26 protein-coding genes are annotated in these 23779 nt (G+C 36.8%); 8 read left to right on the forward strand and 18 right to left on the reverse strand.

The annotated features are described in order from the left end of the window. Nucleotides 1-61: 61 nt before the first annotated feature. The gene (locus B5X51_RS07215) at nucleotides 62-811 is read left to right on the forward strand and encodes a lysophospholipid acyltransferase family protein (protein ID WP_079720379.1); all 750 of its coding nucleotides are present in this window, start codon (nucleotides 62-64) and stop codon (nucleotides 809-811) included. Nucleotides 812-872: 61 nt separating this feature from the next. On the opposite strand, the gene B5X51_RS07220 is transcribed toward B5X51_RS07215, so the two are convergent. The 4 genes from B5X51_RS07220 to recA all read right to left on the reverse strand — a co-directional run bounded on the left by B5X51_RS07220 (nucleotide 873) and on the right by recA (nucleotide 4523). Next, nucleotides 873-2342, reverse strand: a complete 1470-nt coding sequence (locus tag B5X51_RS07220) for a hypothetical protein (RefSeq protein WP_079720381.1) — start codon at nucleotides 2340-2342, stop codon at nucleotides 873-875. Beyond that, entirely contained in the window at nucleotides 2339-2881 is a 543-nt protein-coding gene (locus B5X51_RS07225) for an RNA polymerase sigma factor (protein ID WP_079720383.1), read from the reverse strand. The genes B5X51_RS07220 and B5X51_RS07225 overlap by 4 nt, the downstream gene beginning before the upstream one ends. Before the next feature lie 11 nt (nucleotides 2882-2892). Further along, entirely contained in the window at nucleotides 2893-3375 is a 483-nt protein-coding gene (locus tag B5X51_RS07230; RefSeq protein WP_079720385.1) for a hypothetical protein, read from the reverse strand. A 131-nt stretch (nucleotides 3376-3506) separates the two neighbouring features. Then, nucleotides 3507-4523: a recombinase RecA gene (gene recA / locus B5X51_RS07235; RefSeq protein WP_079720389.1), complete on the reverse strand. Its 1017-nt coding sequence runs from the start codon at nucleotides 4521-4523 to the stop codon at nucleotides 3507-3509. 466 nt (nucleotides 4524-4989) lie between these two features. Between recA and trhO the strand changes: the two genes are divergently transcribed. The 7 genes from trhO (at nucleotide 4990) to B5X51_RS07270 (ending at nucleotide 12325) form a co-directional block, all read left to right on the forward strand. Beyond that, a complete protein-coding gene (gene trhO / locus B5X51_RS07240) occupies nucleotides 4990-6021 on the forward strand; it encodes an oxygen-dependent tRNA uridine(34) hydroxylase TrhO (protein ID WP_079720391.1) in 1032 nt (343 codons plus the stop codon). Between the two features lie 207 nt (nucleotides 6022-6228). Further along, entirely contained in the window at nucleotides 6229-7392 is a 1164-nt protein-coding gene (locus tag B5X51_RS07245; RefSeq protein ID WP_079720393.1) for a PSP1 domain-containing protein, read from the forward strand. Further along, nucleotides 7385-7876, forward strand: coding sequence for a gliding motility lipoprotein GldH (locus tag B5X51_RS07250; protein ID WP_079720395.1), 492 nt, complete (start codon nucleotides 7385-7387; stop codon nucleotides 7874-7876). Before B5X51_RS07245 ends, B5X51_RS07250 begins: the two co-directional genes overlap by 8 nt. 12 nt (nucleotides 7877-7888) lie before the next feature. Then, nucleotides 7889-10201 (forward strand): penicillin-binding protein 1A, encoded by a 2313-nt coding sequence (locus B5X51_RS07255; RefSeq protein ID WP_079720397.1) that lies wholly within the window; start codon nucleotides 7889-7891, stop codon nucleotides 10199-10201. Between the two features lie 190 nt (nucleotides 10202-10391). Then, nucleotides 10392-11093 carry a CoA transferase subunit A gene (locus B5X51_RS07260; protein WP_079720400.1) on the forward strand — a complete coding sequence of 234 codons (702 nt, stop codon included), beginning with the start codon at nucleotides 10392-10394 and terminating at the stop codon, nucleotides 11091-11093. Between the two features lie 179 nt (nucleotides 11094-11272). Next, the gene (locus tag B5X51_RS07265) at nucleotides 11273-11626 is read left to right on the forward strand and encodes a four helix bundle protein (RefSeq protein WP_079720403.1); all 354 of its coding nucleotides are present in this window, start codon (nucleotides 11273-11275) and stop codon (nucleotides 11624-11626) included. Nucleotides 11627-11671: 45 nt separating this feature from the next. Then, nucleotides 11672-12325, forward strand: coding sequence for a CoA transferase subunit B (locus B5X51_RS07270; RefSeq protein WP_079720405.1), 654 nt, complete (start codon nucleotides 11672-11674; stop codon nucleotides 12323-12325). A 53-nt stretch (nucleotides 12326-12378) separates the two neighbouring features. Here B5X51_RS07270 and B5X51_RS07275 read toward each other — a convergent pair whose 3' ends face one another. The 14 genes from B5X51_RS07275 to hemA form a co-directional block, all read right to left on the reverse strand. Beyond that, nucleotides 12379-12744 carry a DUF6616 family protein gene (locus B5X51_RS07275; protein WP_079720407.1) on the reverse strand — a complete coding sequence of 122 codons (366 nt, stop codon included), beginning with the start codon at nucleotides 12742-12744 and terminating at the stop codon, nucleotides 12379-12381. 111 nt (nucleotides 12745-12855) lie between these two features. Continuing rightward, a complete protein-coding gene (locus B5X51_RS07280; protein ID WP_079720410.1) occupies nucleotides 12856-13572 on the reverse strand; it encodes a 3'-5' exonuclease in 717 nt (238 codons plus the stop codon). Next, nucleotides 13556-14710 (reverse strand): serine hydrolase domain-containing protein, encoded by a 1155-nt coding sequence (locus B5X51_RS07285; protein WP_079720412.1) that lies wholly within the window; start codon nucleotides 14708-14710, stop codon nucleotides 13556-13558. Before B5X51_RS07285 ends, B5X51_RS07280 begins: the two co-directional genes overlap by 17 nt. Before the next feature lie 12 nt (nucleotides 14711-14722). Continuing rightward, a complete protein-coding gene (locus tag B5X51_RS07290) occupies nucleotides 14723-15214 on the reverse strand; it encodes a methylated-DNA--[protein]-cysteine S-methyltransferase (protein WP_079720414.1) in 492 nt (163 codons plus the stop codon). Continuing rightward, nucleotides 15150-16277 (reverse strand): CNNM domain-containing protein, encoded by a 1128-nt coding sequence (locus B5X51_RS07295; RefSeq protein ID WP_079720416.1) that lies wholly within the window; start codon nucleotides 16275-16277, stop codon nucleotides 15150-15152. The genes B5X51_RS07290 and B5X51_RS07295 overlap by 65 nt, the downstream gene beginning before the upstream one ends. Before the next feature lie 130 nt (nucleotides 16278-16407). Further along, nucleotides 16408-16881 (reverse strand): hypothetical protein, encoded by a 474-nt coding sequence (locus B5X51_RS07300; RefSeq protein WP_079720419.1) that lies wholly within the window; start codon nucleotides 16879-16881, stop codon nucleotides 16408-16410. A gap of 98 nt (nucleotides 16882-16979) precedes the next feature. Beyond that, on the reverse strand, nucleotides 16980-17333 hold the full coding sequence (locus B5X51_RS07305) for a hypothetical protein (protein WP_079720421.1): 354 nt from the start codon (nucleotides 17331-17333) through the stop codon (nucleotides 16980-16982). Nucleotides 17334-17387: 54 nt separating this feature from the next. Beyond that, nucleotides 17388-18377 (reverse strand): porphobilinogen synthase, encoded by a 990-nt coding sequence (gene hemB, locus B5X51_RS07310; RefSeq protein ID WP_079720423.1) that lies wholly within the window; start codon nucleotides 18375-18377, stop codon nucleotides 17388-17390. Nucleotides 18378-18414: 37 nt separating this feature from the next. Continuing rightward, nucleotides 18415-19317 carry an oxygen-dependent coproporphyrinogen oxidase gene (gene hemF, locus B5X51_RS07315; protein ID WP_079720425.1) on the reverse strand — a complete coding sequence of 301 codons (903 nt, stop codon included), beginning with the start codon at nucleotides 19315-19317 and terminating at the stop codon, nucleotides 18415-18417. A 2-nt stretch (nucleotides 19318-19319) separates the two neighbouring features. Then, nucleotides 19320-19778, reverse strand: a complete 459-nt coding sequence (locus B5X51_RS07320) for a DUF6973 domain-containing protein (RefSeq protein ID WP_079720427.1) — start codon at nucleotides 19776-19778, stop codon at nucleotides 19320-19322. Nucleotides 19779-19804: 26 nt separating this feature from the next. After that, nucleotides 19805-20833, reverse strand: coding sequence for a uroporphyrinogen decarboxylase (gene hemE / locus B5X51_RS07325; protein ID WP_079720429.1), 1029 nt, complete (start codon nucleotides 20831-20833; stop codon nucleotides 19805-19807). 97 nt (nucleotides 20834-20930) lie between these two features. Next, on the reverse strand, nucleotides 20931-21581 hold the full coding sequence (locus tag B5X51_RS07330) for a uroporphyrinogen-III synthase (protein ID WP_079720432.1): 651 nt from the start codon (nucleotides 21579-21581) through the stop codon (nucleotides 20931-20933). 21 nt (nucleotides 21582-21602) lie between these two features. Further along, a complete protein-coding gene (gene hemC / locus B5X51_RS07335; protein WP_079720434.1) occupies nucleotides 21603-22523 on the reverse strand; it encodes a hydroxymethylbilane synthase in 921 nt (306 codons plus the stop codon). Beyond that, nucleotides 22520-23776: a glutamyl-tRNA reductase gene (gene hemA / locus B5X51_RS07340; RefSeq protein WP_079720436.1), complete on the reverse strand. Its 1257-nt coding sequence runs from the start codon at nucleotides 23774-23776 to the stop codon at nucleotides 22520-22522. Before hemA ends, hemC begins: the two co-directional genes overlap by 4 nt. Nucleotides 23777-23779 lie beyond the last annotated feature (3 nt).

Here is a 23779-nt window from a genome sequence, read left to right on the forward strand (position 1 = left end):
TTTGTGCAAAGGTACTTTTTTTAGGGAATTCCCTCGGTTCATTTTAGTACTTTTGGCTGCTATGAGCATCTTACGATCAATACTTACTATTTTATGGAGAATCTGGTTTTATATTCTTCTTGTATTACCAATTTTAGTAATGTTTCCGGTGCTTGTAGTGTTTTCTTCCGCAGAAAGGCTTTATCCTAAATATTATGTTTGCGCCCGTATTTGGGCTAAGTGTATCTTATATGGAATGGGTTTTTATCCTGAAATTAAAAGAATGCAGCAACTTGACCCGAAGAAGAATTATATGTTAGTGGCTAATCATACCTCTATGATAGATATTATGATGATGCTGGTGATTATTAAACAACCCTTTATTTTTGTGGGTAAAAGGGAACTTGCAAAAATTCCGGTTTTTGGATTTTTCTACAGAAAAACTAATATTACCGTAGATAGAAGTTGTGCTAAAAGTAAACAGGATGTGGTAACCGAAGCCCGCCGAAGACTAGATATGGGAGAAAGTATTTGTATTTTTCCCGAAGGGGGTGTGCCAAATGATAGGTCTTTGGTTTTAGATACTTTTAAAGACGGAGCTTTTAGATTGGCCATAGCTCATCAAATCCCTATAGTGCCCATTACCTTTTACGATAATAAAAAGAGATTTTCCTATAAATTTGTTTCTGGGGCACCAGGGAAACTTCGTGTAAAAATCCACGAATTTATTAATACAAACGGAATGAAACCGGGTGATAGAAAAGTTTTACGGGAACAAACCCGCCAGGTAATTTTAGAGGAGCTTTCTAAAGATATTAAAACGCAGAAATAATCTTATAACGCCTTGTTGTAAAAAAGATTAGGGCAAACTATTAATTATGTGGGCCTGATTGCTAAAAGCTAAAACTCACACCTGAATAAACCCCAAAATAAAACGGTCTCACCCCGGGAGTATTATCAAAAGTGTCTAGCTGATATTTAAAGATAGGTTCTACATTTAACTTAAAACTATCGGTAAGTTTGTAATCTAATCCTACGCCAATATTTGTACTAAAACTAACTTTGTTAATATTATTAGCCTCTCCAAGCCTTGTGTTTTGGTTGTTAGCGTTTACCTGAATGCTATTCTCATCTAAAAATAAACTGCTTCCGCCGGCAATTATATTAAGTCCAATTTTACGATCTATAAGGCTATATTCTATTTCCAAAGGAACTTCAATAAAACCAAATTGCTGGTTGAGTTCTCCGGGGATAGACCGACTTAAAGGAGCTAAATCAAATTGACTTTCTGAGTTTGGCGAATTTGACGATCCACTTTGTACACTATTTAATTGAGGGTTGTTATTTTTTTTATCGTAGTTAATAGTGTTTATAGAGCTTGCAGCAACTCCCGGGGAGAATACAATATCTTCTATATTGTAGCTCATCGCAACTTTAGAGATTCCACTTCTTATTTTGATTTTGTCTGAAATAGCATAAGCGAGATTCATACCATAAGCCATACTAACTTCAGAATTGGTGTTGTTCCCGGCAAATTCTGGATCTATAGAACTTCCTTTACCAATATTATCATAAAAAACAGGAGCGGCAAAAGTGCTTAAACGTAATTTCTTTTTAGCCGTTTTGGCCAGCATATCTCCTTCTTTATCTAATTTTTTTTCTGCCTCTATTTGTGCTAATTCTTTAGCTACCTGCAGGCTGTCTTTAGTAGAAAGCTTGTTTTCTTTATTATTGCTTTCTGTTTCCTTTAAAGCTATGCCATTAGATAACTGCTCTTCGTTTTTTGAATCTGGATTAATAAAATCCTGGTGCTGAATATGCCCTTTTTCTGAGCCCTGAATGTTTTCTTCAGCTATTGCAGCGTCCTTTTGCTTCAGGTTATCTGTTATGGTGTGTGAGGTATTTTCTTTTGCAAGTGAACTGATTTCAGATTTTTCGGCTTCCCGATTTGTATTTTGAGTAGCTAGAGCTGAATTATTATTGGAAGATGAGTTTTTTGAGTCTTCAGCAGTTGAATAAATAGTTTCTTTAATATTGTTTTTCAATACTTCTAAAGCATTGGTGAATTTTTCATTTTTATTGATTTCAGGGAAATTTATTTGAGGTTTTGCGCTTTCTTCCACTTCAAAAACCACGTTTGTTCCGGTAAAATTATTTTGGCTAAAATAATAGCCGCCAAGAACCAGCGCTAAAACTGCTGCAACGCCACCAAGTTTCATCCACAACGGAAGAATAAAAGGTTTCTTTTCATCTTTCTCCTTCAACTTGCCGGCAATTTTATTCCATAACTCAGGATTGGGTTCGGGAGCAAAATCCCTAAACTTTTCCTGGTATAGCCGGTCTATGTTTTTTCTTTCTTTCATAACGATTGCACCTTGTTGTCGTTGAGATAGTTTTCTATTTTTTCTTTTAAAATATGCCTGGCTCGGGCAAGGTTAGATTTTGAACTTCCCACGCTAATATTTAGCATGTCTGCAATTTCTTTATGTGAAAATCCGTCTAGTGCATACAGATTGAAAACTTCCCGATATCTATTTGGCAAATCCTGAATGCTTTTTAATAGAAATTCTGAGCTAATTTCTTCATCATCAATTTCAATTACTGGATCTTCAAGCAGATTTTCATTAATGATCTCAAAATACTTTTCTTTTCGGTGCTTTTGTAGGGTAGTGTTAATTACAATACGTTTCATCCATCCTTCAAAAGAACCTTTGTCTTTATACTGTTCTATTTTGTTGAAAATGGTGATAAAACCATCCTGCAGGCTGTCTTCGGCCTGCTGGTAGTTATTAGAATATTTAAGGCACAGGCCAAAAAGTTTACCGCTATATAATCGATAAAGCTTCTCCTGTGCCTTAATATCCTGTTTTTTACACTGGTGTATGAGTTTTTCTAAACTCAATAACTTAATTGTTATACGTTAGTATTTTCTTCTGGTGTTTCCGGCTCGGGCTCTCCTACGGGAACATCTATTGTTATGTATTCTGGCTTGTCATCACTGTCAAAACCAGATAGTAAATTAAAGCGATAGGTAGTGTAATCTTCAGATTTAACCTGGAAGTCTTTAAAAAGTTGAGAGCTTCTAGATAAACTTTCACTTTCTATTGTACACTCTGTAAGAGCAGGATCGTATGAAGAAATAACTGTGATGTTATATTCAAAAATAGAGTCATTTTCTTCACTTTTTCCTTGATTTCCATCAAATCCAACAAAAGTATGACAGGCTGATTTTAATGCGTAATCTACATTAATATCATAAGTTTCATCCTTGTCAAAATATTCTGGTAAATCTGCATCAGAAATTAGAGCAATATCATATGCTATATTGGGACCATCGTCTGTATCACAGCTTACCAACACCAAAGCACTCACAAATAATAAAATTAATCTTTTCATTTTAATAATTTTGATTTTAAATTGTTTTCTTGCTTTATAGATGCCTAATTTCTAGAAAGGTTGCGTCCCAAAATAAAAAAAATCCCTTTAAAAAGGGATTTTTATGACTTCGGTGTTATTTTAACAAATATCTAGGCTTCTTTAGCAATTTTTATAGCATTTTTTATCTTTTCTTCCAGCTCTTCCATAAGGTCTGGATTGTCTTTAAGCAGAATTTTTACCGCATCACGACCCTGACCTAATTTGGTGTCTTCGTAACTAAACCAGGAACCGCTCTTTTTAACGATTTCATAATCTACTCCTATATCTATAATTTCACCAATTTTAGAAATTCCTTCGCCATACATAATGTCAAATTCAGCCATTTTAAACGGTGGGGCGACTTTATTTTTCACCACTTTCACACGGGTTTTATTACCCATAACATTACTATTGCTGTCTTTTATTTGGGTAGAACGTCTAATATCTAAACGTACCGAAGCATAGAATTTTAAAGCATTACCACCGGTAGTGGTTTCTGGGTTTCCAAACATTACCCCAATCTTTTCCCTTAACTGGTTAATAAAGATTACAGTACAATTGGTTTTGCTAATAGAGGAAGTAAGCTTTCTAAGAGCTTGAGACATTAAACGAGCATGCAATCCCATTTTTGAATCTCCCATTTCACCTTCAATCTCACTCTTTGGAGTAAGCGCAGCAACCGAGTCTATTACAATAATATCTATCGCTCCAGACCTAATTAAATTATCGGTAATTTCAAGTGCTTGCTCCCCATTATCTGGTTGTGATATAATAAGATTTTCTATATCTACTCCAAGTTTTTCGGCATAAAAGCGGTCAAAAGCATGTTCTGCATCAATAAAGGCAGCAATGCCTCCTTTTTGCTGAGCTTCAGCTATTGCGTGTAAAGTTAAAGTTGTTTTACCTGAAGATTCAGGGCCATAAATTTCAATTACCCTTCCGCGTGGATATCCTCCAACACCCATGGCTAAATCTAAACCTAAAGAACCGGTAGAGATAGCGTCTATATCTACCACGGCCTGGTCACTCATCTTCATTACGGTACCCTTTCCGTAGGTTTTATCCATTTTATCCAGGGTAAGCTTTAAGGCTTTTAATTTTGCTTCTTTTTCTTTATCGTTGCTCATAATTTGAATAGTCTATTTAGATAGACGCTAAATTACTATAAGTTTTCCTGCATCACAATTTTATATCAGTGGCTTTTGTATATTTACTTTCTAACCTGAGGTTTAAAGCACATTTTAGTTGATGAAAACTGTTTTATAACTTCTAACTAATGCCTTGGAAATTACTCCCTGGTAGTTATTGAGTGAAATCTAAAAATTAATTCTGCCTATGAGATTTTTGAGAAAAAGTCTAATTATTCCTGGTGGTTTTGATGTTTCAGTGAGTATTTTGCTGAACGTGAGTTGCCGGGTAGACGGTGGCTAAAATTTTAAAATCTAATTTATGAAAGAAAGTAAAAAAGATTATAAACCGAATTAGCCACACAAAAAATGCCCTGGGAATTCATTTTTCAGGGCATTTTTTCTTCCTTAAATTTTAAACGTATCTTTGCAAAAAATTTCTTTAACCTTAACTAATTAGTATAGCATGCAACTGTACAATAAATTAAGCGCTAAAGAGAGGGAAACACTAATAGACGAAGCGGGTGAAGACCGTTTAACGCTCTCTTTTTATGCCTACGCCAAAATTGGCAATCCACATTTATTTAGAAATCATCTTTTTATTGCCTGGGACCAAATAGATGTGCTTGGGCGCATTTATGTTGCTCACGAGGGGATTAACGCTCAACTTTCTGTTCCGGCAAAACGATTTGAGGAATTTAAAAAGTTTATAGATGATATCTATTTTCTTGAAGGGGTGAGACTGAATATCGCTATTGAGCATGATGCCAAAGCCTTTTTAAAGCTGAAGGTGAAAGTGCGTAAAAAAATAGTTGCTGACGGTTTAAACGATAGTACTTTTGATGTTACCAATAAAGGAGTTCACGTAGATGCTCTAAAATTCAACGACCTTATTAGCGACCCTAATACGGTGTTGGTGGATATGCGAAATCATTACGAAAGTGAAATTGGTCATTTTCAGGGTGCAATTACTCCAGATGTAGATACTTTTAGGGATTCTTTACCGATTATTGAAGACGATCTAAAAGAATATAAGGAAGACAAAAACCTGGTGATGTATTGTACCGGTGGTATTAGGTGTGAGAAAGCCAGTGCATACTATAAGCATAAAGGTTTTAAGAATGTGTATCAACTGGAAGGTGGAATTATTGAATATGCCCGCCAGGTTGAAAAACAAAAACTGGAGAACAAATTTATAGGTAAGAATTTTGTTTTTGATCATCGCCGTTCCGAGCAGATTTCAGAAGAAGTTATTGCGCATTGTCACCAATGTGGTAAAGCTTGTGATAAGCACGTAAATTGTGCTAATGAAGCCTGTCATTTGTTGTTTATACAGTGTGAAGAATGTGCCGAAAAAATGAATAATTGTTGTTCAGTAGAATGTAAGGAGATTGCCGCTTTGCCTTACGAAGAGCAAAAAGCTTTGCGCAAAGGCAAGGGAAATAGCAATAAAATATTCAAGAAAGGACGCTCCAAGGTTTTAAAATATAAAAGTTAACACAGCGTTCTAAAAAGAGAGTGCCAATTAATATTGGTATATTTACTCGATAATCGAGATTTAATTATTAAGAGGTTTTCCTCTATTCAAATAATGAATTTTCGTTTTATAACTCGTGGGATTGTCCCAGGGTTCTTTATTAGAGACTCAATATAAACCCAAAAGTCTACAAAGCAATTTGTAAGACTTCCAACATATAAATTATTTATGGCTTGTAGCAGTTGCTCAACCAAAGACGGTCAGCCAAAAGGATGTAAAAATAACGGAACCTGTGGTACAGATTCCTGTAATAAACTTTCTGTATTCGATTGGCTTTCAAATATGTCTATGCCTAACGGTGTAGAACCTTTTAATTGTGTAGAAGTCCGTTTTAAAAATGGAAGAAAACACTTTTTTAAAAATACTGAAAACCTAAGCTTGAGTATGGGAGATGTAGTAGCTACTGAAGCTTCTCCCGGCCATGATGTGGGTATGGTAAGCCTTACCGGAGAATTGGTTAGGGTGCAAATGAAAAAGAAAAAAGTAAAAACCGATAGCGAAGAAGTTTTAAAGATTTACAGAAAAGCCACCCAAAAGGACATTGATGTTTGGGAAGAAGTTCGCGGCAGGGAAGAAGCAATTAAGAAACGCGCCCGGGAAATTGCTATTCGTCTTAATCTTAGTATGAAGATTAGTGACATTGAATTTCAGGGAGATGCTTCAAAAGCAACTTTTTATTATACGGCTGATGATCGCGTAGATTTCCGTCAGTTAATTAAGGAATTTGCCAGGGAATTCAATACACGTATAGAGATGCGCCAAATTGGTTTAAGACAGGAAGCTGCTCGCCTTGGCGGAATTGGCTCTTGTGGTCGTGAATTGTGTTGTTCTACCTGGCTCACAGATTTTAGATCGGTAAGTACTTCTGCAGCAAGATATCAGCAGTTGTCTTTAAACCCGCAAAAATTAGCGGGACAATGCGGAAAGTTAAAATGCTGTCTCAATTACGAGCTGGATTCTTACCTGGAAGCTTTAAAAACATTTCCAAGAACTGATACTAAACTTTTCACGAAAAAAGGAACTGCAGTTTGCCAGAAAATAGACATTTTTCAAGGTGTACTTTGGTATGCCTATGAAGGCGAATGGATGAACTGGCATAAATTAACTGCAGAGCAAGCTAACAAGATTATAGCTTCAAATCGCAAGAAAGAAGATGTTGGTAGCCTTGAGGAATTTGAAGTTCAACTTCAATTAGAAGAAGAGAAGCCAGATTTTAATAATGTGGTTGGGCAGGATAGCTTAACACGTTTTGACAAACCTAAAGGTCAGCAAAAAAAGAATAAGTCAAAAAAACGAAGAAAACGTAAAGGAAAACCTTCTAAGAATGCGTAATGCCTGGGTATTTTTAATTTTTATTGGCGCCTTTGCCTTGATTACCTCCTGCGATAAAAAGAGGGTTTATGATGAATATCAACCTATAACTGGAGGTTGGGAAAAAGATTCTACCTTGGTTTTTAAATTGGGAAAGTTAGACTCGCTAGAAAATTATAATCTGTTTATAAACATTAGGAATAATAAAGATTATAAATACAGAAATCTATTTTTGATTACTGAGATGCGTTTTCCGCAGGGAAAAGTGATTACCGATACTTTGGAATATGAAATGGCAGCACCAGATGGAAACTGGCTTGGTACAGGTTTTGGTGATGTAAAAGAAAGTAAACTCTGGTATAAAGAAAATATTAGTTTTACCGAGCCCGGTGAGTATAGAATTGCCATAAAACAGGCAATGCGTAAAAACGACCAGGTGGATGGAATTGAAAATTTAGAAGGAATTACCCACGTAGGTTTCAGGATAGAAAAAGACCTGCAATAATATATTACATAGATGGCTGGAACAAAAAAGAAGCAGCAAAAGACCAAAACCAGTAAAAGACCTTACATTGTTGGATTTTGGACTCTTTTTGGGATTGGATTATTAGCTGTAGTTTTAATTTTTTTAATGGCAGGTTGGGGTGCTTTTGGCAAGATGCCCGATTTTGAAGAGCTTGAAAACCCTGAAACTAATCTCGCTACCGAAATTTTCTCTTCAGATGGGGAAACTCTGGGAAAATACTATAGCGAAAACCGTACGCCTATAAAATATGACGATCTTCCAGACCACCTGGTTGAAGCTCTTGTTGCTACTGAAGATGAACGTTTTTATAAACACGCCGGGATAGATGCTAAAGGGTTCATACGTGCAGCTGTTTTTCTAGGTCAACGGGGCGGTGCTAGTACTATTACTCAGCAATTGGCCAAGCTTTTATTTACTGAAGACGTAGCGCGAGGATTTGTACCTAGAGTGTTTCAAAAAGTAAAAGAATGGATTATTGCCGCCAGGCTAGAGCGGCAGTATACCAAAGAGGAGATTATCACCATGTATTTTAATAAAATTGGGTTTGTATACCAGGCAGTGGGAATTCGATCTGTATCTAAAATTTATTTTGGAAAAGAAGCCAAAAATCTTAAAGTTGAAGAGGCTGCTGCAATAGTTGGAATGCTTAAAAATCCGTCTTATTATAATCCTATAAAGAGAAAAGAGCTGGTAAAACAGCGTCGGAACCAGGTTTTTGTTCAAATGTATAAAAACGGATATCTCTCTGAGCAGGAAAAGAACTCCCTTCAAAAATCACCTTTAAACCTTGACTTCTCTCCTGAAGGGCACGATGAAGGAATGGCGACTTATTTTCGTGTATACCTACAAGGATTTATGAAAGACTGGATAGAAAAAAATCCAAAACCTGATGGTACTGAATATAGCCTTTACCGCGATGGATTAAAAATCTATACCAGCATAGATTCCAAGATGCAACAGTATGCTGAAACTGCAGTAGAAAAGCATATTTCACATCTTCAAAAGGAATTTGATAGGAAAAATGAAAGAAATAAAACCGCACCGTTTCGGGATTTAGACCAGGAGCAGATTAATAATATTGTAAAGAGTGCTATGCGGCGCTCTGTAAGATGGCGAGAAATGGAAGGTCAGGGAAAATCTGAAGAAAATATTCTGGCCTCCTTCGATAAAGAAACTAACATGCGTGTTTTTTCCTGGGATGGTATTAAGGACACTATTATGACGCCTAAGGATTCTATATTCTATTATAAAGGATTTTTGCAGGCAGGTTTAATGTCTATGACGCCACAAACAGGAGAAGTGAAAGCCTGGGTTGGGGGAACTAACTTTAAGCATTTTAAATACGATCACGTAAAACAAGGGAAACGCCAGGTAGGTTCTACCTTCAAGCCATTTGTCTATGCTACGGCAATAGATCAATTAAAGCTTTCTCCATGCGATATGATGCCTAAGAACAGGTTTACTATTGAAGCCGGTAAATACGGAAATGTTAAAGATTGGTCTCCAGCAAATGCGAACGGAGAATACGACGGGATGATTAGTTTAAAAAATGCGCTCGCGCAATCTGTGAATACCGTAACAGCCAGGCTAATTGATAAAACAGGTCCGGGGCCGGTTCTTGATTTGGTTAAGAAATTGGGTGTGGATACTGAAAACTTTTCCAACGGACCGGCAATTGCTTTGGGTACCGAGGATATGAGCCTTTTTGAAATGGTTTCGGCTTATAGCACTTTCGTAAATGAAGGGGTTTATGTGAAACCAGTAATTGTAAACCGAATTGAAGATAAAAACGGAACGGTACTTTATCAACACGTTCCTGAAACCCGGGATGTACTTAATAAAGAAGCGGCTTATGTAACGGTAAATATCTTAGAAGGCGTAACCCAATATGGTTCCGGAGTTCGTTTACGTGGGACCTACGCTAAAGAATTTGATCACTACAAAAGAGGGGTAACAGGTTATCCTTATGATTTTAAGAATCCTATAGCAGGTAAGACCGGGACTACACAAAACCAAAGTGATGGCTGGTTTATGGGCATGGTTCCTAATCTTGTAACCGGCGTTTGGGTTGGTGCTGAAGATCGTGCCGTTCATTTCCCTGGTCTAACCTATGGGCAGGGAGCCACTATGGCGCTACCAATTTGGGGAATGTATATGAAAGACCTTTATGCAGATGAAGAACTTGATGTGTCAAAAGGTGATTTTCCAAAACCCGATAATCTGTCTATTCAAATAGATTGTGATGAGTATAATCAGGAAAATCAATCTGAAACCGACAGTATTCCAGATGAACTTGATTTTTAAGCCCTCTAAAAGGGTTTAATACCTCCTGACTTATCTAGTATTTTTCGATTCATACCTCGTGGCCCTGTCCCGGGGTTTTTGATTATTTATCAAAAATTCAGTCATATTTTTCAGGAAAATATAATCTACAAGCCTAAAAGCATTGTAACAGCATTTTTATTTTCGTATTTTTCGGTAAAATTAAATACCGATGATTAAAAAAACTGTAGCAAATGTAAAAGATGCTTTGCAGGGCGTAGAAGATGGTATGACGTTTATGCTGGGAGGTTTTGGCCTTAGCGGTATTCCAGAAAATGCCATTTCAGAATTAGTACGTCTTAATGTAAAAAATCTTACTTGTATTTCTAATAATGCAGGGGTAGATGACTTTGGCCTCGGACTTTTACTTCAAAAGAAACAAATAGATAAAATGGTTTCGTCCTATGTGGGAGAAAACGACGAGTTTGAGCGCCAAATGCTTAGCGAAGAACTGGAAGTAGAGCTTATTCCACAAGGTACACTGGCTGCACGCTGCCAGGCTGCCCAACAAGGATATCCTGCAATGTACACGCCTGCCGGCTATGGGACCGAAGTTTCCCAGTTCAAGGAAACCCGGGAGTTTGATGGAAAAATGTATGTTTTGGAAAAAGCTTTTAAAGCCGATTTTGCATTTGTAAAAGCCTGGAAAGGCGATAAAGCCGGAAATCTTATTTTTAAAGGAACTGCCCGGAACTTTAATCCGCTAATGTGTGGTGCCGCTAAAGTGACTGTTGTTGAGGTTGAAGAGTTGGTAGAGCCGGGGGAACTTGATCCAAACCAGATTCATATTCCAGGGATTTTTGTGCAACGTATTTTTGAAGGAAAAAACTACGAAAAACGAATAGAAAAGAGAACGGTTAGAAAAGTGAGTTAAAAGTTAAGGGTTAAAAGTGACCATTGAAAAAACAACCAATTTACGAATGACTGATAAATGATGATTTGAAGGTTTGAAAATGTGATAATTTGAAGATGATTTATTGATTAAACGTTTTTACAAAATTGCCATAGCTTTGTAAAAATCGAAGGTTAAATGAATTAATTACACTTTGTGTTATGAGGGATGATAAAGATAATATTATAGTAAGCAAAACTTTTGATTTTGCACTCAAGATTATCGATTATTCGGAAAAATTGAGATCAAATCATAAATACGAAATGTGTTCTCAACTTGTTAAAAGTGGTACCTCAATTGGAGCAAATGTTTGGGAAGCCCAAAACGCTGAAAGCAATGCTGATTTTATTCATAAGTTTAAAATATCAGCTAAAGAAGCTGATGAAACTAATTATTGGCTAAAACTTTGTAAAGCATCAAAACATCTTCCAAATCCAGATGAAGAACTTTTTTCAGAATTAGCCTCTATTATAAGGATATCTTCAAAGATTATAAGTTCATCTAAAAAGCGATAATCAGAATTTTCAAATCAGCAAATAATCAAATTTTCAAATTGAATTATGTTAGACAAAGAAGGAATAGCAAAACGTATAGCGAAAGAGGTGAAAAATGGGTATTATGTGAATTTAGGAATAGGGATTCCTACTCTTGTAGCCAATTTTGTTCGCGATGATATAGAAGTAGAATTTCAGAGTGAAAATGGAATCCTGGGAATGGGACCTTTTCCATTGGAAGGAGAAGAAGATGCCGATTTGATTAATGCGGGAAAACAAACTATAACTGCACTTCCCGGTGCGAGTTTCTTTGATTCTGCAATGAGCTTCGGGATGATTCGCGGTCAGCACGTAGATCTTACTATTTTAGGAGCTATGGAAGTTGCCGAAAATGGCGATATCGCCAACTGGAAAATTCCGGGGAAAATGGTAAAAGGTATGGGTGGTGCCATGGATCTTGTGGCTAGTGCCGAAAATATTATCGTAGCCATGATGCATACCAACAAAGCAGGCGACTCTAAATTACTCAAAAAATGTTCATTGCCTTTAACCGGCGTTGCTTGCGTGACTAAAATTGTGACTAACCTTGCGGTTATTGAGGTGACTAAAGATGGTTTTAAACTGCTAGAAAGAGCTCCTGGAGTTAGTGTGGAAGAAATTAAAGAAGCTACGGAAGGAAAGTTGCTTATAGAAGGTGATATTCCTGAAATGCAATTATAAAAATAACTGTTTTGGAAAGTTTTTTAACCTTCCAAAACAGTCTTTAGGGTTTTCTATGCATCTAAAAATGAGGTGGAAGTCTCTTTAATATTTACAAGAAAGTCTATGGCTTCATCTCTTGCAATTATTTCTCCCCGCGAATTAGCCTGGGAAAAATATTTATACCAACCAACACTTTCTAAATTCTCTTCCAGCATTTTTACTTCCTCCTTAGAAGGCATTTGCCAAACCGTGATATATCTATAATCACTGCGGTAAGGAGTATGTTCATCGTTTCTGGCCCATCCCATATTTTCTACTCCACGGGATTTCATTTCTTTAATTCTTTCTTCCATATTTGTGAATACCCTGCGGCGTTCTTCAATAGTAAGTTTTAACCATCTGCGGGTAACGTTCCACATTTCAATATACAAATACATATCTTAAGGTTTTATTGGTTACACTTAAAGTTAGCAAATATTTGACGGATAATCCTTTAGAATAGATTAAAATTCCACAGGATATGATAGCGCTCATACCGGTAATTTTTTCTATTGTACACTAACAACTTCTGAAGCTTCCAATAGTTTTTCCTGGCGTAGTTTTAAAATAACCTGCGCAATGGCAAGTACATCTTTTTCGCAGTAATTAACAATACGCGCAATATCTTTATCATTGTAAAAAACATTTCTTACATCACTACCTGAAATATCATCTTTTGGAGATGGAATTTTTAAAACATTAGTTAATAACTTTAAAGAAGTAAAATGCTTATAATCTCCAAATTTCCAGAGTTCCAAAGTATCCAGGTGTGGCACTTCCCAGGGCTTTTTTCCAAATAGATTAAGTTTTAGGGGTAGTGGAAGATTATGAATTAGCATTCTACGAGCAATAAATGGAAAATCGAATTCTTTTCCATTATGTGCACAAAGTAAATGCTGAGGCTTTGAAAAATGCTCTTTTAATAATTCAGAAAACTGCTGAAGTAAGGTTCTTTCTTCATCTTTAAAAGTGGTAAGTCTAAAAGTTCTATCACCGTTTTTAAAATTGAAAAAACCTACCGAGATACAAACAATTTTACCAAATTCTGCCCAAATTCCTGCGCGGTTATAAAACTGCTCTGCATTAAAATCGTCTTTACGCTGATATTGGGTTTTTGCTTCCCAGAGCGACTTTTTTTCTTCATCGAGATTGTTAAAATCTTCAAATTCGGGAACCGTTTCAATATCGAGAAAAAGAATATGTTCCAGCTTAATTGTTTGCAGCATCGTTTAGCATTTTATAAGTCTCATCAATATACTTATAGAAATCTGGCGCGTGCTCTTCGTTTTCTTCTTTTTTAATCAGGTTTTCCCCCAATCTTACAATAATTAGATCGTCTTTGGGAATAACAATAACATACTGCCCATGAATGCCCCGCATATAGAAAATATCTTTATTGTTGTAATCGCTAAGCCAAAAACCATAGCCATACTGCGGACTATCCTCAAAACGGGGTTCAGTAGATTGCTTAACAAATTCAGGGTTTAGAAGCTGTTGGCCATTCCATTTTCCTTCATTTTTATAAAGTTTTCCGAACCTGGCAAAATCCCGGGCATTAGAGGCTATACAACAATAAGCTTTCTCCATCCCGCTTTCTTCGCTATCTAATTGCCAAAGCGCATCGTGTTGCATATTCATTGGTTTCCATAAATTCTCACTTAAATATGCTGAAAGATTCTCTCCGGTGGCTTTTTCTATAACCATACCAAGGAGAATAGTGTTCCCGCTAAGATATTTAAAGCTTTCTCCGGGAGTTTCAGTTACTTCCAGGCGTAATACTAATTCGCGAATATTTTCATCAAAATAAGCCCTTGCAGTCATCCCGAAGGGATTGTAATAATTCTCATTCCAGTTTAGGCCAGAAGACATGGAAGCCAGATCTCCTACTTTTAACTCTGAATTGAACTGAGGGAAAAAATCGGAAACCGGTTGCTCTAAACTTTTAATATACCCATCTTTAATAGCGCTGCCTAGTAGTGTAGAAACAATACTTTTGGCCATAGAAAATGAATTTGTTTTAGAATCTGGACCATATTCCTGGTAATATTTCTCAAACCAAATACTATCGTTTTTTATAATTAAAAATGCAGCAGTTTCCAGCTCTTCGTTTAAATTGGCTAGATCTTGAGTTGATGAAACAGAGTTATAATTTGAATGTTCTGACCATTTATTGGTTTCGGTTCCTGCTTCAATCAACCTGTTTTCAAAATGCGGATAATCATCTATAAAGGCTGTGTTGTGACCCTGAAAATAAGTAGCCTGAATTCCGCGGAAAATATAACCGAAATCGAAAATAATTAGAATAATAATGGCGATAGAAAGTGCGAGTATTACCGAGCCAATAATTTTTAAAAATCTAATCATAGGATTTAGGTTTTAGAACATTGAAAGTTGCGTTGTATTCTTTTCGTGGTTTAAAAGCCATTGTTTACGGGCTAACCCACCCGCATAACCGGTTAAAGAACCGTCGCTGCCAATTATGCGATGGCAGGGAATAACCACCCAAAGCGGGTTTTTCCCGTTTGCAGAAGCTACCGCACGTATCGCTTTTTCATCACCTAATTTTTTGGAAAGTTCAAGGTAGCTACAGGTTTTTCCGAAAGGAATTTGGTTAAGTGCCTTCCAAACTTTTTGCTGAAATTCAGTTCCGTCTGGGTTTAATTTTAAACTGAATTCCTTTAGTTCTCCATTAAAATAATCGTTTAACTGCTGAAAAGCCAACCGAAGAAAATCTGGAATTTCTGTTGAAGTTGGAATTTTCTCATCCAGGATCTGAATGCTTGAAATTCCCTCTTCATCTCCACTAATTCTGGCTGTTCCCAGTGGAGTTTTCAGAAATATCTGGTTTAGTTTCTTCGTTTTCTTCATTGTCTTTCCTTTGAATTAATCCAAGGCGTTTTGCTCTTTTTTCCCAGTTCTGCCGAGCAAGCATTTGCATATCTTCAATACTATCGCTTTCGTCCATAATTTCAAGCCCCAGCAGAGTTTCAATAATATCTTCCATGGTAACGAGACCAACCGTATTTCCAAATTCATCTACAATCATGGAAATATGTCCTCTTTTTTGTACAAAATTCTCAAAGAGTTCGGGGATTGGAGTGTCTTCTGCACTCATAAAAATCTCTCTTTTTAAAGAGCTTAAAGGTTCTGGGCCCCTATCATCTATCATTTCTTCAAGGACATCATCTTTTAATATAAAACCGGTAACATTGTTGGTTTGTTTTTTATAAACGGGAATCCTGGAAAACTTCAGGTTTTTATGAGTTCGGTGGAATTCTTCTATGCTGGTATCTTCATTTTCAATAATCGCTACTGAATATGGTGTCATCACATCTTTTGCTTTAACCGATTTAAATACCAGCAGGTTTTTAATTACCGTGGTTTCGCTTTCGTCAAAAACACCTTCCTCTTCGGCAGCATCGGTAATTGCTGCGAATTCTTCGCGATTCATAGAAGAAACATGAGCCGATTTCCCTATGAGCTTGGTGGTGAGCATCATAAGCCAAAGTATGCCGGTATACTTCAGCGGGAAAATCATTATTTTTAGCGTTTTGGCTGTAAAATTTCCTAAAGATTGCCAGTAGGTTGCACCTATGGTTTTAGGGATTATTTCAGAAAGAATAAGAATAGCCATAGTCATAATTGCAGATACTATTCCAACTGCATTGCCCCCATCACCATAGATTTTCTCGGCTTGCACGCCAACCAGGATGGCGCCAACAGTATGGGCAACAGTATTTACGGTTAATATTGCAATTAACGGCTTGTCTATATCTTGTTTGAAATTTGCCAGGGTATTGGCGTATGCTTTTCCTTCTTTATTTTTTATTTTTATATAAGAAGGGGTTACACTCAATAAAGCTGCTTCCAGGATAGAACACATAAAAGAAAAGAAGATGGAAAGAACAGCAAATAAAATTAGTAATCCCATATTGGTTTTAGGCTTGTTTGAAATACTAATTTAAAGATAATTCCTCAAACCCATACAAAGAAATGATAAAACATAAAAAAGAGCCCCGATAGTTTAAAATCGGGGCAAAATAAGAGTTGTTTAGTGGGTTTTAAGCAGAAAGTTTGGCGTTAATTATACCCTGCCACTTTTTAGCAACAACTAGTCGTTCTGATGCATTGTTGTTCTCATTATCATCTTCGTCATAAAAAATGATTTTAAGCGGATTTTGATCCCTTTCATTTTCGGAAAGATCTAAGCTAATGCTTTTAATCAATTTTCGATTTTCGGGAAAAGGATGAGAACTTACTTTGCTATTTTTAATCTTAGTAAGATCTAAAACCCGATGCTGCATCTTATTTGTAGGCTCTATAATGAGTAATTTATTTGCTTTACTGTCTAATCCCAATAATAAGTTGTTTGAAATCTCAAAGGTGTCAGACGTCAAGTTATTTTGAGTACTTATATTTCTAAGGTTCCTAAGTCTGTTTTTTTCTTTGTTGTTCTGTTGCCAAATTAGGTATAGTATTGGCAGCATAAATAAGGCTAAAAGGCCAAGGCCAATTAGTGTAGATACGGTATCCATTTTTTTATAATATTTAGGTGATTTTTAATGTATTTGCCCTGTTATAGAGCTAAGTATGAGTTCCAAAAAACCTTAAGTTCTTCGGGAATTCAAGAGAATCACCAGAAAAAATGGAAAGGATAGATTTGTTGAAGTATTAACTGCCTGTGGTCTAAACAATGGGAAAATAATTTTTTCTCAATTGGCAGCAGTAATGTTTCTTTTGAAGTAAAAGTAGCAGGTAAACTTCCTGAGAAATCAGAAAAACTTTCTTCTGAAGTACTATTTTCGAAAGTGATAATTTCAGAAAATAGAACGGCTTGTTTGTTTTGATCTGCCTGCAGGTAATCATAATTCCGGGAATCGAGATTATGCGTAGAAAAACCAGAAAAAGCAAAGCCCTGCCCTGAAAAGGACATAAATAATATGGCAAAGAGCGCATATATAGCTTTAAAATTTTTCTGGTTTTTCATCTTGTAAAAGTATATAAAAACCTAATTGGTTATTGCTAAATTTTAGTTATAAATTTAGGAAATTAACTTAACCGCATCCTTAGCAAAATAACTGGCAATCATAGAGGCCCCGGCTCTTTTTATAGCGGTTAATTGTTCTAGAACTACGGCATCGTGCTCTAACCAACCTTTTTCTGCCGCAGCTTTAATCATCGCATATTCACCGCTTACCTGGTAAACCGCAACCGGAATGTTCACTACATTTCTAATATCGCGTACAATATCCAGATAGCATAAGCCCGGTTTTACCATAACAATATCTGCGCCTTCCTCAATATCCATAAGGGTTTCTTTAACTGCTTCTTCGCGGTTTGCAGGGTCCATTTGGTAGGTTCTCTTGTCTTTTGGGATGTTTTCGGCATCTACGGGTGCAGAATCCAGAGCGTCCCGGAATGGCCCGTAAAAGGCTGAAGCATATTTGGCGCTGTAACTCATAATGCCGGTTTCGTGGAAACCTTCGTCTTCCAGCAAGCTGCGCATTTCAAAAATTCGGCCGTCCATCATATCACTTGGTGCTAGAATATCGGCACCGGCTTTTGCGTGAGAAAGTCCCATTTCGGCTAAAATAGCGGTAGTATCGTCGTTAATTATTTTGCCGTTGGCAATAACGCCGTCATGTCCATAGGCAGAATAAGGGTCCAGGGCAACATCGGTCATAACCAACATTTCCGGAACCGCATTTTTCACTGCTTTTATAGCTCGTTGCATAAGCCCGTCAGCATTTAAAGCTTCCGTCCCTGCATTGTCTTTTAAGTTTTGCGGAACTTTTACAAAAAGTAAAACCGATTTTATCCCTAAACTCCAAAGTTCCTTAACTTCTTTTTCCAGTAAATCCAGGCTAAACCTAAAATAATTAGGCATAGAAGCGATTTCTTCCTTCTTATTTTTTCCTTCAACCACAAAAAGTGGAGCGATAAAATCATTCGGAGTTATTGCGTTTTCCCTAACTAAGCTTCTCATCGCCTCGCTGGTTCTTAATCTTCTATTTCTTCTTAATGGATACATAATTTCAGTTGTCAGTTATCAGTAAATGAGTTTTCAGTTAAACCCAATTTCGTGGTTTTTCCAGAACTTCCAATATTTTCTCTTCTTCGCTGCCGGGTTCTGGATGATGGTCGTAAACCCATTGCACGTGTGGCGGCAAACTCATTAAGATGCTTTCAATTCTTCCGTTGGTTTTTAAGCCGAAAAGCGTGCCTTTATCGTGTACTAAATTGAATTCCACATAACGGCCGCGTCTTATTTCCTGCCAGGTGCGGTTTGCTTCAGAATAGGGTAGATGCTTACGTTTTTCTGCTATAGGAACATAGGCTTCAAGGAAACTATCACCAACTTCGGTTACAAAATCATACCAGTCTTCAATACTTTTTTCTTTGGAAGCTTTTAAATAGTCAAAAAACAAACCTCCAATTCCGCGTGCTTCATTTCTGTGGGAATTCCAGAAATATTCGTCACATTTTGTCTTGTATTGCGGATAGAATTCAGGGGAATGTTTATCACAGGCTTCTTTTGAAACCTTATGGAAATGTTCGGCATCTTCCTCAAAAAGATAGTAGGGGGTGAGATCCTGACCGCCTCCAAACCACTGGTCTAAAACGTTTCCGTCCTTATCATACATCTCAAAATAGCGCCAATTAGCGTGAACCGTGGGTACCATCGGGTTTTTTGGGTGAATCACCAAGCTGAGCCCACAGGCAAAAAAATCTACATCACCAACTTTAAAATATTGTTGCATTGCGGGGGCTAAAGGCCCGTGTACAGCCGAAATATTTACGCCGCCTTTTTCAAAAACAGTACCATTTTCTATAACTCGTGTTCTGCCGCCGCCGCCTTCTTCGCGTTCCCAAAGGTCTTGTTGAAATTTGGCTGTGCCGTCTATCTCTTCCAGTTTTTCACAGATGCTATCCTGTAAGTCTTCAATATATTTATAAAATTCCGCTCTCATTTTCAATCTTCAATATAAACCAGGTTATTTTTTGTTTTCCTTATTTCTTCTACTTTGGAAACCTTAAATGCTTCTTTCATCCTTTCCTGGAGAAGTTTAATAATTGCTTCAGTTTTTAATTGACTTCCCTTAAATAAAGTCTGCCCAAACCGATTATTGTGTAAATCCATTGCTTTGGCCAGTTTTTGATTTGGAGAAAGTTTTTCGTGTAAACCTGTGAATTGGTCGCTCCAAATTCTTACAGTTTCTACCGATGAGGAAATTTTAAAACATTTCTGGCAAATTAAATAATTCCACAGGGCGTGTCTAAAAGCATTCGCTTTACCATTTTTATGATGTTCTTTTTGATAAAGATCATCACAAATTCTTATGGTTTCAATCGTTGCCCGGTAGGTTGGTAAAATATAGCGCGGCTTACTTATAAATACCTTAAAGACTGCGAGCAGTTCCTTAAAATTCATATTTTTAATCCGCGCCCAGACTGCCACTATTTGGCTTTATACTCTTTTACCGCATCTACAAAAGCTTTTGCGTTTTCTACCGGAATATCTGGTAAAATACCGTGCCCCAGGTTTACGATATAGCTGTCTTTTCCAAATTCATTAATCATTTGGCTTACCATTTTTTTGATCTCTGCCGGTGGGGAATATAATCTTGAAGGATCAAAATTACCTTGTAAGGTGATTTTTCCACCACTTAAATAGCGAGCGTTTCTGGCGCTAATCGTCCAGTCTACTCCCAAAGCGGAAGCTCCTGAATTTGCCATTTCGTGTAGGGCAAACCAACAACCTTTTCCAAAGGCGATTACCGGAATCTCATCTTTTAAAGCGTCAATGATCTGTTGAATATATTTCCAGGAAAATTCCTGGTAATCTACAGGACTTAGCATCCCGCCCCAGGAATCAAAAATTTGTACTGCATCTACCCCGGCTGCAACTTTTGCTTTAAGGTATGCGATAGTTGTATCGGTTATTTTTTGCAGTAATAGATGCGCTGCCACGGGATTGGTAAAGCAAAATTTCTTGGCCTTATCAAAGTTTTTGGAACCCTGGCCTTGTACGGCATAGCATAGAATTGTCCATGGGGAACCTGCAAAACCAATGAGTGGAACTTCGTTATTTAGTTCCTGTTTCGTCATTTTAATGGCATCCATTACGTAGCCTAAGGTTTCCTCTATATTGGGAACAATTACCTGGTCTACATCTTTTGATGTGCGAATAGGTTTTGGCAACCACGGGCCTACACCGGGTTTCATTTCTACTTCAATATTCATTGCTTGCGGAACCACCAAAATGTCGCTAAATAAAATAGCGGCATCAGTACCTACCTGATGTATTGGCATTACAGTGATTTCGGTAGCTAGTTCTGGAGTTCTACAACGAGTGAAAAAGTCGTATTTTTCTTTAAGCTTCATAAAATCTGGAAGGTAACGGCCTGCCTGGCGCATCATCCAAACCGGTGGGCGTTCTACCGTTTCTCCTTTTAAAGCTTTTAGAAATAGATCGTTTTTTATCATTTTTGTATTGTTCTAATTTTTTGTTTTCCTGCAAACTTACAAGGTTCTGTAAACCTTGCAGAAGTATGCCTTATAACACACTAATTTTTTATTTACACTATTTATTTTTAGAATACTTTACTACTTGCACAATCACATTTTCAATGGTTGGTTTGGTAGCAATTATTATATTGTTTGTATGTTTTTGGGCTTCTAAAGCAGTAGTATTTCCTATACAATATGCTGTGATGCCTGTTAGCTTATTTTTTGCAGTAAAACTTTGCACTGCACTGGGGCTAAAAAATAAGATCCCATCAAATTCCTGAGAAAAGCCCTGTGGATTTAAGCTTGTTTTATAAACTTCAATTTCCTGAAAATTAATATTTTCTTGTTGGAGGGTTTTGGGAATTTCGTCCATTCTCTTATTACCGCAGAAAAAGGTAAAGGTTTCTGAAGCATATTTTTTAGTAATAATTTGGGCTAAATCTTTGCCATAATCTGCAACTTCCTGAATGTGGAATCCGTTATCACTAAGAAGTTCAGCGGTTTTTTCCCCCACGCAAAAACAATTTTTAAATTCAGTTTTCCCCAAAACCGCATTCACCGAATTTTTACTGGTAAAAATCACATTTTCAATTTTCTCTAAAGGAAGTTTGAAATTGTGGGTTTCTATAAGGATAGCATTGTATTCCACCAGGCTCAAGCCTGAGTTTAGAAACAATTGTTTCTGGGAATTACTGAGTTTTTTAGTTGAGAGAATGCTTTTCATTCCAAATTATTTAAATAAGGATCAGCCTGCGGTATTTATTTCAGCTTTAATTTGTTGCATCAATTTTGAGCCACCATTATTCAGGATCTCTTCAGCACAACGTCTGCCCAAATTTTCAATTTCGTTTAAAGAAACAGTTTTTTCTACTCCAATCTTCTCTTTTCCGTCTAAACTAAAAAGGGCTCCTTTAAAGTAAATCAAGTCTTTTTCTACAGTTGCTAAAGCACCAATGGGGGCAGTGCAGCCGCCTTCTAACACCTTTAAAAATTCGCGCTCAATATGTACGGTGATCTCAGATTCTCTATGGTTTAATAAGGAAAGTGCTTTGCGGGTAAACTCATCTTCTTCCATTGCCACCACAAGCATTGCGCCTTGTGCAGGGGCTGGAATCATCCAGTTAAGATCTATAAAATTCTCAGGTTTTAGAGCGATACGTTCAAGGCCTGCAGCGGCGAAAATTGCTCCATCCCAGTCGTTATCGACTAATTTTTTCATTCTGGTATTTACATTTCCACGTAAATCTACCACCTTGTGAGCAGGATGTTTATGCAGCCATTGTGCTTTTCTTCTCAGGCTACCGGTAGCAATTGTTCCTTCACTTTCTAAGAAATCCAGGCCTTTATGAATAAGTATATCTTTAGTATTGGCGCGTTTTAAAACTGCAGCCTCAACAATACCTTTTGGAAGTGCCGTGGGCACATCTTTCATAGAATGCACGGCAATATCTATATCACCTTTTATCATGGCTACATCCAGAGTTTTGGTAAAAATCCCTGTAATACCCATTTCGTAAAGTGGTTGATTTAAGTTAAGGTCTCCCGAAGATTTAACGGGAACAAGTTTAGTTTTATGTCCGGCTTTTTCCAATGCATTTTGCACTGTTTTTGCCTGCCAGAGTGCAAGTTCGCTGTCTCTGGTGCCAATACGAATTATTTTGTTCATTGCGCCTTTTCTTCTAACTGAAAAACTTTCTGGATTAATTCCAGACTCTCATTGGTAGTTTCTGAATCTTCTTTTAAATGATTGGCAAAATGCTTCATTATTTTTTGAATAATCCTGTCGCTAACTATTTCAGCTTGTTCATCATTGAAGTCTGATATTTTCTTACGCTGAAAATCAAGTTCAGCATCTTTCATGCTTCTAAGCTTTTTCTTTAAAGCTTTTATAGTAGGTGCAAATTTTCGTGTTTCAAGCCATTTATTGAAATCGGTCTCTACCTCTGTAATAATAATTTCAGCTTCAGGAATAAAGCGCTTTCTGCGTTCTAAATTCTTATCTGTAATTTTTGAAAGTTGATCCAGGTGAACCAATTTTACATTAAGTAATTGAGCTACATCCTCTGAAACATTCTTTGGAATAGAAAGGTCTAAAACCAGTAAATCTTTGTTAGAATAGATTAATTCTTTAGAAATGGTGGGATTTTGTGCTCCTGTGGCAACAATAAGAATATCTGTATTCCTTATTTCTGCCTGCAAATCGGCATAATCTTTAACTATTAGATTAAATTTCCCTGCAATTTTTTCCGCTTTGTCTTTTGTGCGGTTAATAAGGGTGATATGCTCGTTATGCGTATGTTTTATCAAGTTTTCACAGGTATTTCTTCCAATTTTACCTGTTCCGAAAAGCAAAATATTCTTATCGGTAACATTAGGTACATTTTGAAGAATATATTGAACCGAAGCAAAAGATACTGAGGTTGCTCCTGTAGAAATTTCGGTTTCGTTCTTTATACGCTTGCTAGCCTGGATTACTGCGTTGACAAGTCTTTCCAAAAATGCATTGACCAGCCCAAGTTTTTTAGAACGGGCGAAAGCAAGCTTTAACTGACTAATAATTTCGAAATCTCCCAGAATTTGGCTATCCAGGCCGGTGCCAACCCTAAACATATGGGAGATAGCTTGTTTGTTTTTATGAATATAAGCTACTTTTTCAAACTCTTCTACGGTACCGTGTGTATGTTCACAAAGAAGTTTGATTAGTTGAAAAGGATGATCTGCGAATCCGTAAATTTCAGTTCTGTTACAGGTAGAAGTTACCAAAATGCCATCAATCCCTTCAGCATTAGCCTGAAGAAGTAAACGTTTCTTTGCTTCTTCATCCAAACTAAAATGTCCTCTTATTTCTGCATCAGCCTTTTTATAACTAAGACCTATTGTGTAAAAATGTTTTCCGCTTGCTATGTGATAATCTTTCATGTA

The organism is Salegentibacter holothuriorum (assembly GCF_900168045.1).
Lineage (GTDB): Bacteria > Bacteroidota > Bacteroidia > Flavobacteriales > Flavobacteriaceae > Salegentibacter > Salegentibacter holothuriorum.

What these genes read in the sequence shown, in the direction of transcription:
- B5X51_RS07215 (WP_079720379.1), top strand. Translation starts at nt 62, where the DNA reads ATGAGCATCTTACGATCAATACTTACTATTTTATGGAGAATCTGGTTT.
- B5X51_RS07220 (WP_079720381.1), bottom strand. Translation starts at nt 2,342, where the DNA reads ATGAAAGAAAGAAAAAACATAGACCGGCTATACCAGGAAAAGTTTAGG.
- B5X51_RS07230 (WP_079720385.1), bottom strand. Translation starts at nt 3,375, where the DNA reads ATGAAAAGATTAATTTTATTATTTGTGAGTGCTTTGGTGTTGGTAAGC.
- recA (WP_079720389.1), bottom strand. Translation starts at nt 4,523, where the DNA reads ATGAGCAACGATAAAGAAAAAGAAGCAAAATTAAAAGCCTTAAAGCTT.
- trhO (WP_079720391.1), top strand. Translation starts at nt 4,990, where the DNA reads ATGCAACTGTACAATAAATTAAGCGCTAAAGAGAGGGAAACACTAATA.
- B5X51_RS07245 (WP_079720393.1), top strand. Translation starts at nt 6,229, where the DNA reads ATGGCTTGTAGCAGTTGCTCAACCAAAGACGGTCAGCCAAAAGGATGT.
- B5X51_RS07250 (WP_079720395.1), top strand. Translation starts at nt 7,385, where the DNA reads ATGCGTAATGCCTGGGTATTTTTAATTTTTATTGGCGCCTTTGCCTTG.
- B5X51_RS07255 (WP_079720397.1), top strand. Translation starts at nt 7,889, where the DNA reads ATGGCTGGAACAAAAAAGAAGCAGCAAAAGACCAAAACCAGTAAAAGA.
- B5X51_RS07260 (WP_079720400.1), top strand. Translation starts at nt 10,392, where the DNA reads ATGATTAAAAAAACTGTAGCAAATGTAAAAGATGCTTTGCAGGGCGTA.
- B5X51_RS07265 (WP_079720403.1), top strand. Translation starts at nt 11,273, where the DNA reads ATGAGGGATGATAAAGATAATATTATAGTAAGCAAAACTTTTGATTTT.
- B5X51_RS07270 (WP_079720405.1), top strand. Translation starts at nt 11,672, where the DNA reads ATGTTAGACAAAGAAGGAATAGCAAAACGTATAGCGAAAGAGGTGAAA.
- B5X51_RS07275 (WP_079720407.1), bottom strand. Translation starts at nt 12,744, where the DNA reads ATGTATTTGTATATTGAAATGTGGAACGTTACCCGCAGATGGTTAAAA.
- B5X51_RS07280 (WP_079720410.1), bottom strand. Translation starts at nt 13,572, where the DNA reads ATGCTGCAAACAATTAAGCTGGAACATATTCTTTTTCTCGATATTGAA.
- B5X51_RS07285 (WP_079720412.1), bottom strand. Translation starts at nt 14,710, where the DNA reads ATGATTAGATTTTTAAAAATTATTGGCTCGGTAATACTCGCACTTTCT.
- B5X51_RS07290 (WP_079720414.1), bottom strand. Translation starts at nt 15,214, where the DNA reads ATGAAGAAAACGAAGAAACTAAACCAGATATTTCTGAAAACTCCACTG.
- B5X51_RS07295 (WP_079720416.1), bottom strand. Translation starts at nt 16,277, where the DNA reads ATGGGATTACTAATTTTATTTGCTGTTCTTTCCATCTTCTTTTCTTTT.
- B5X51_RS07300 (WP_079720419.1), bottom strand. Translation starts at nt 16,881, where the DNA reads ATGGATACCGTATCTACACTAATTGGCCTTGGCCTTTTAGCCTTATTT.
- B5X51_RS07305 (WP_079720421.1), bottom strand. Translation starts at nt 17,333, where the DNA reads ATGAAAAACCAGAAAAATTTTAAAGCTATATATGCGCTCTTTGCCATA.
- hemB (WP_079720423.1), bottom strand. Translation starts at nt 18,377, where the DNA reads ATGTATCCATTAAGAAGAAATAGAAGATTAAGAACCAGCGAGGCGATG.
- hemF (WP_079720425.1), bottom strand. Translation starts at nt 19,317, where the DNA reads ATGAGAGCGGAATTTTATAAATATATTGAAGACTTACAGGATAGCATC.
- B5X51_RS07320 (WP_079720427.1), bottom strand. Translation starts at nt 19,778, where the DNA reads ATGAATTTTAAGGAACTGCTCGCAGTCTTTAAGGTATTTATAAGTAAG.
- hemE (WP_079720429.1), bottom strand. Translation starts at nt 20,833, where the DNA reads ATGATAAAAAACGATCTATTTCTAAAAGCTTTAAAAGGAGAAACGGTA.
- B5X51_RS07330 (WP_079720432.1), bottom strand. Translation starts at nt 21,581, where the DNA reads ATGAAAAGCATTCTCTCAACTAAAAAACTCAGTAATTCCCAGAAACAA.
- hemC (WP_079720434.1), bottom strand. Translation starts at nt 22,523, where the DNA reads ATGAACAAAATAATTCGTATTGGCACCAGAGACAGCGAACTTGCACTC.
- hemA (WP_079720436.1), bottom strand. Translation starts at nt 23,776, where the DNA reads ATGAAAGATTATCACATAGCAAGCGGAAAACATTTTTACACAATAGGT.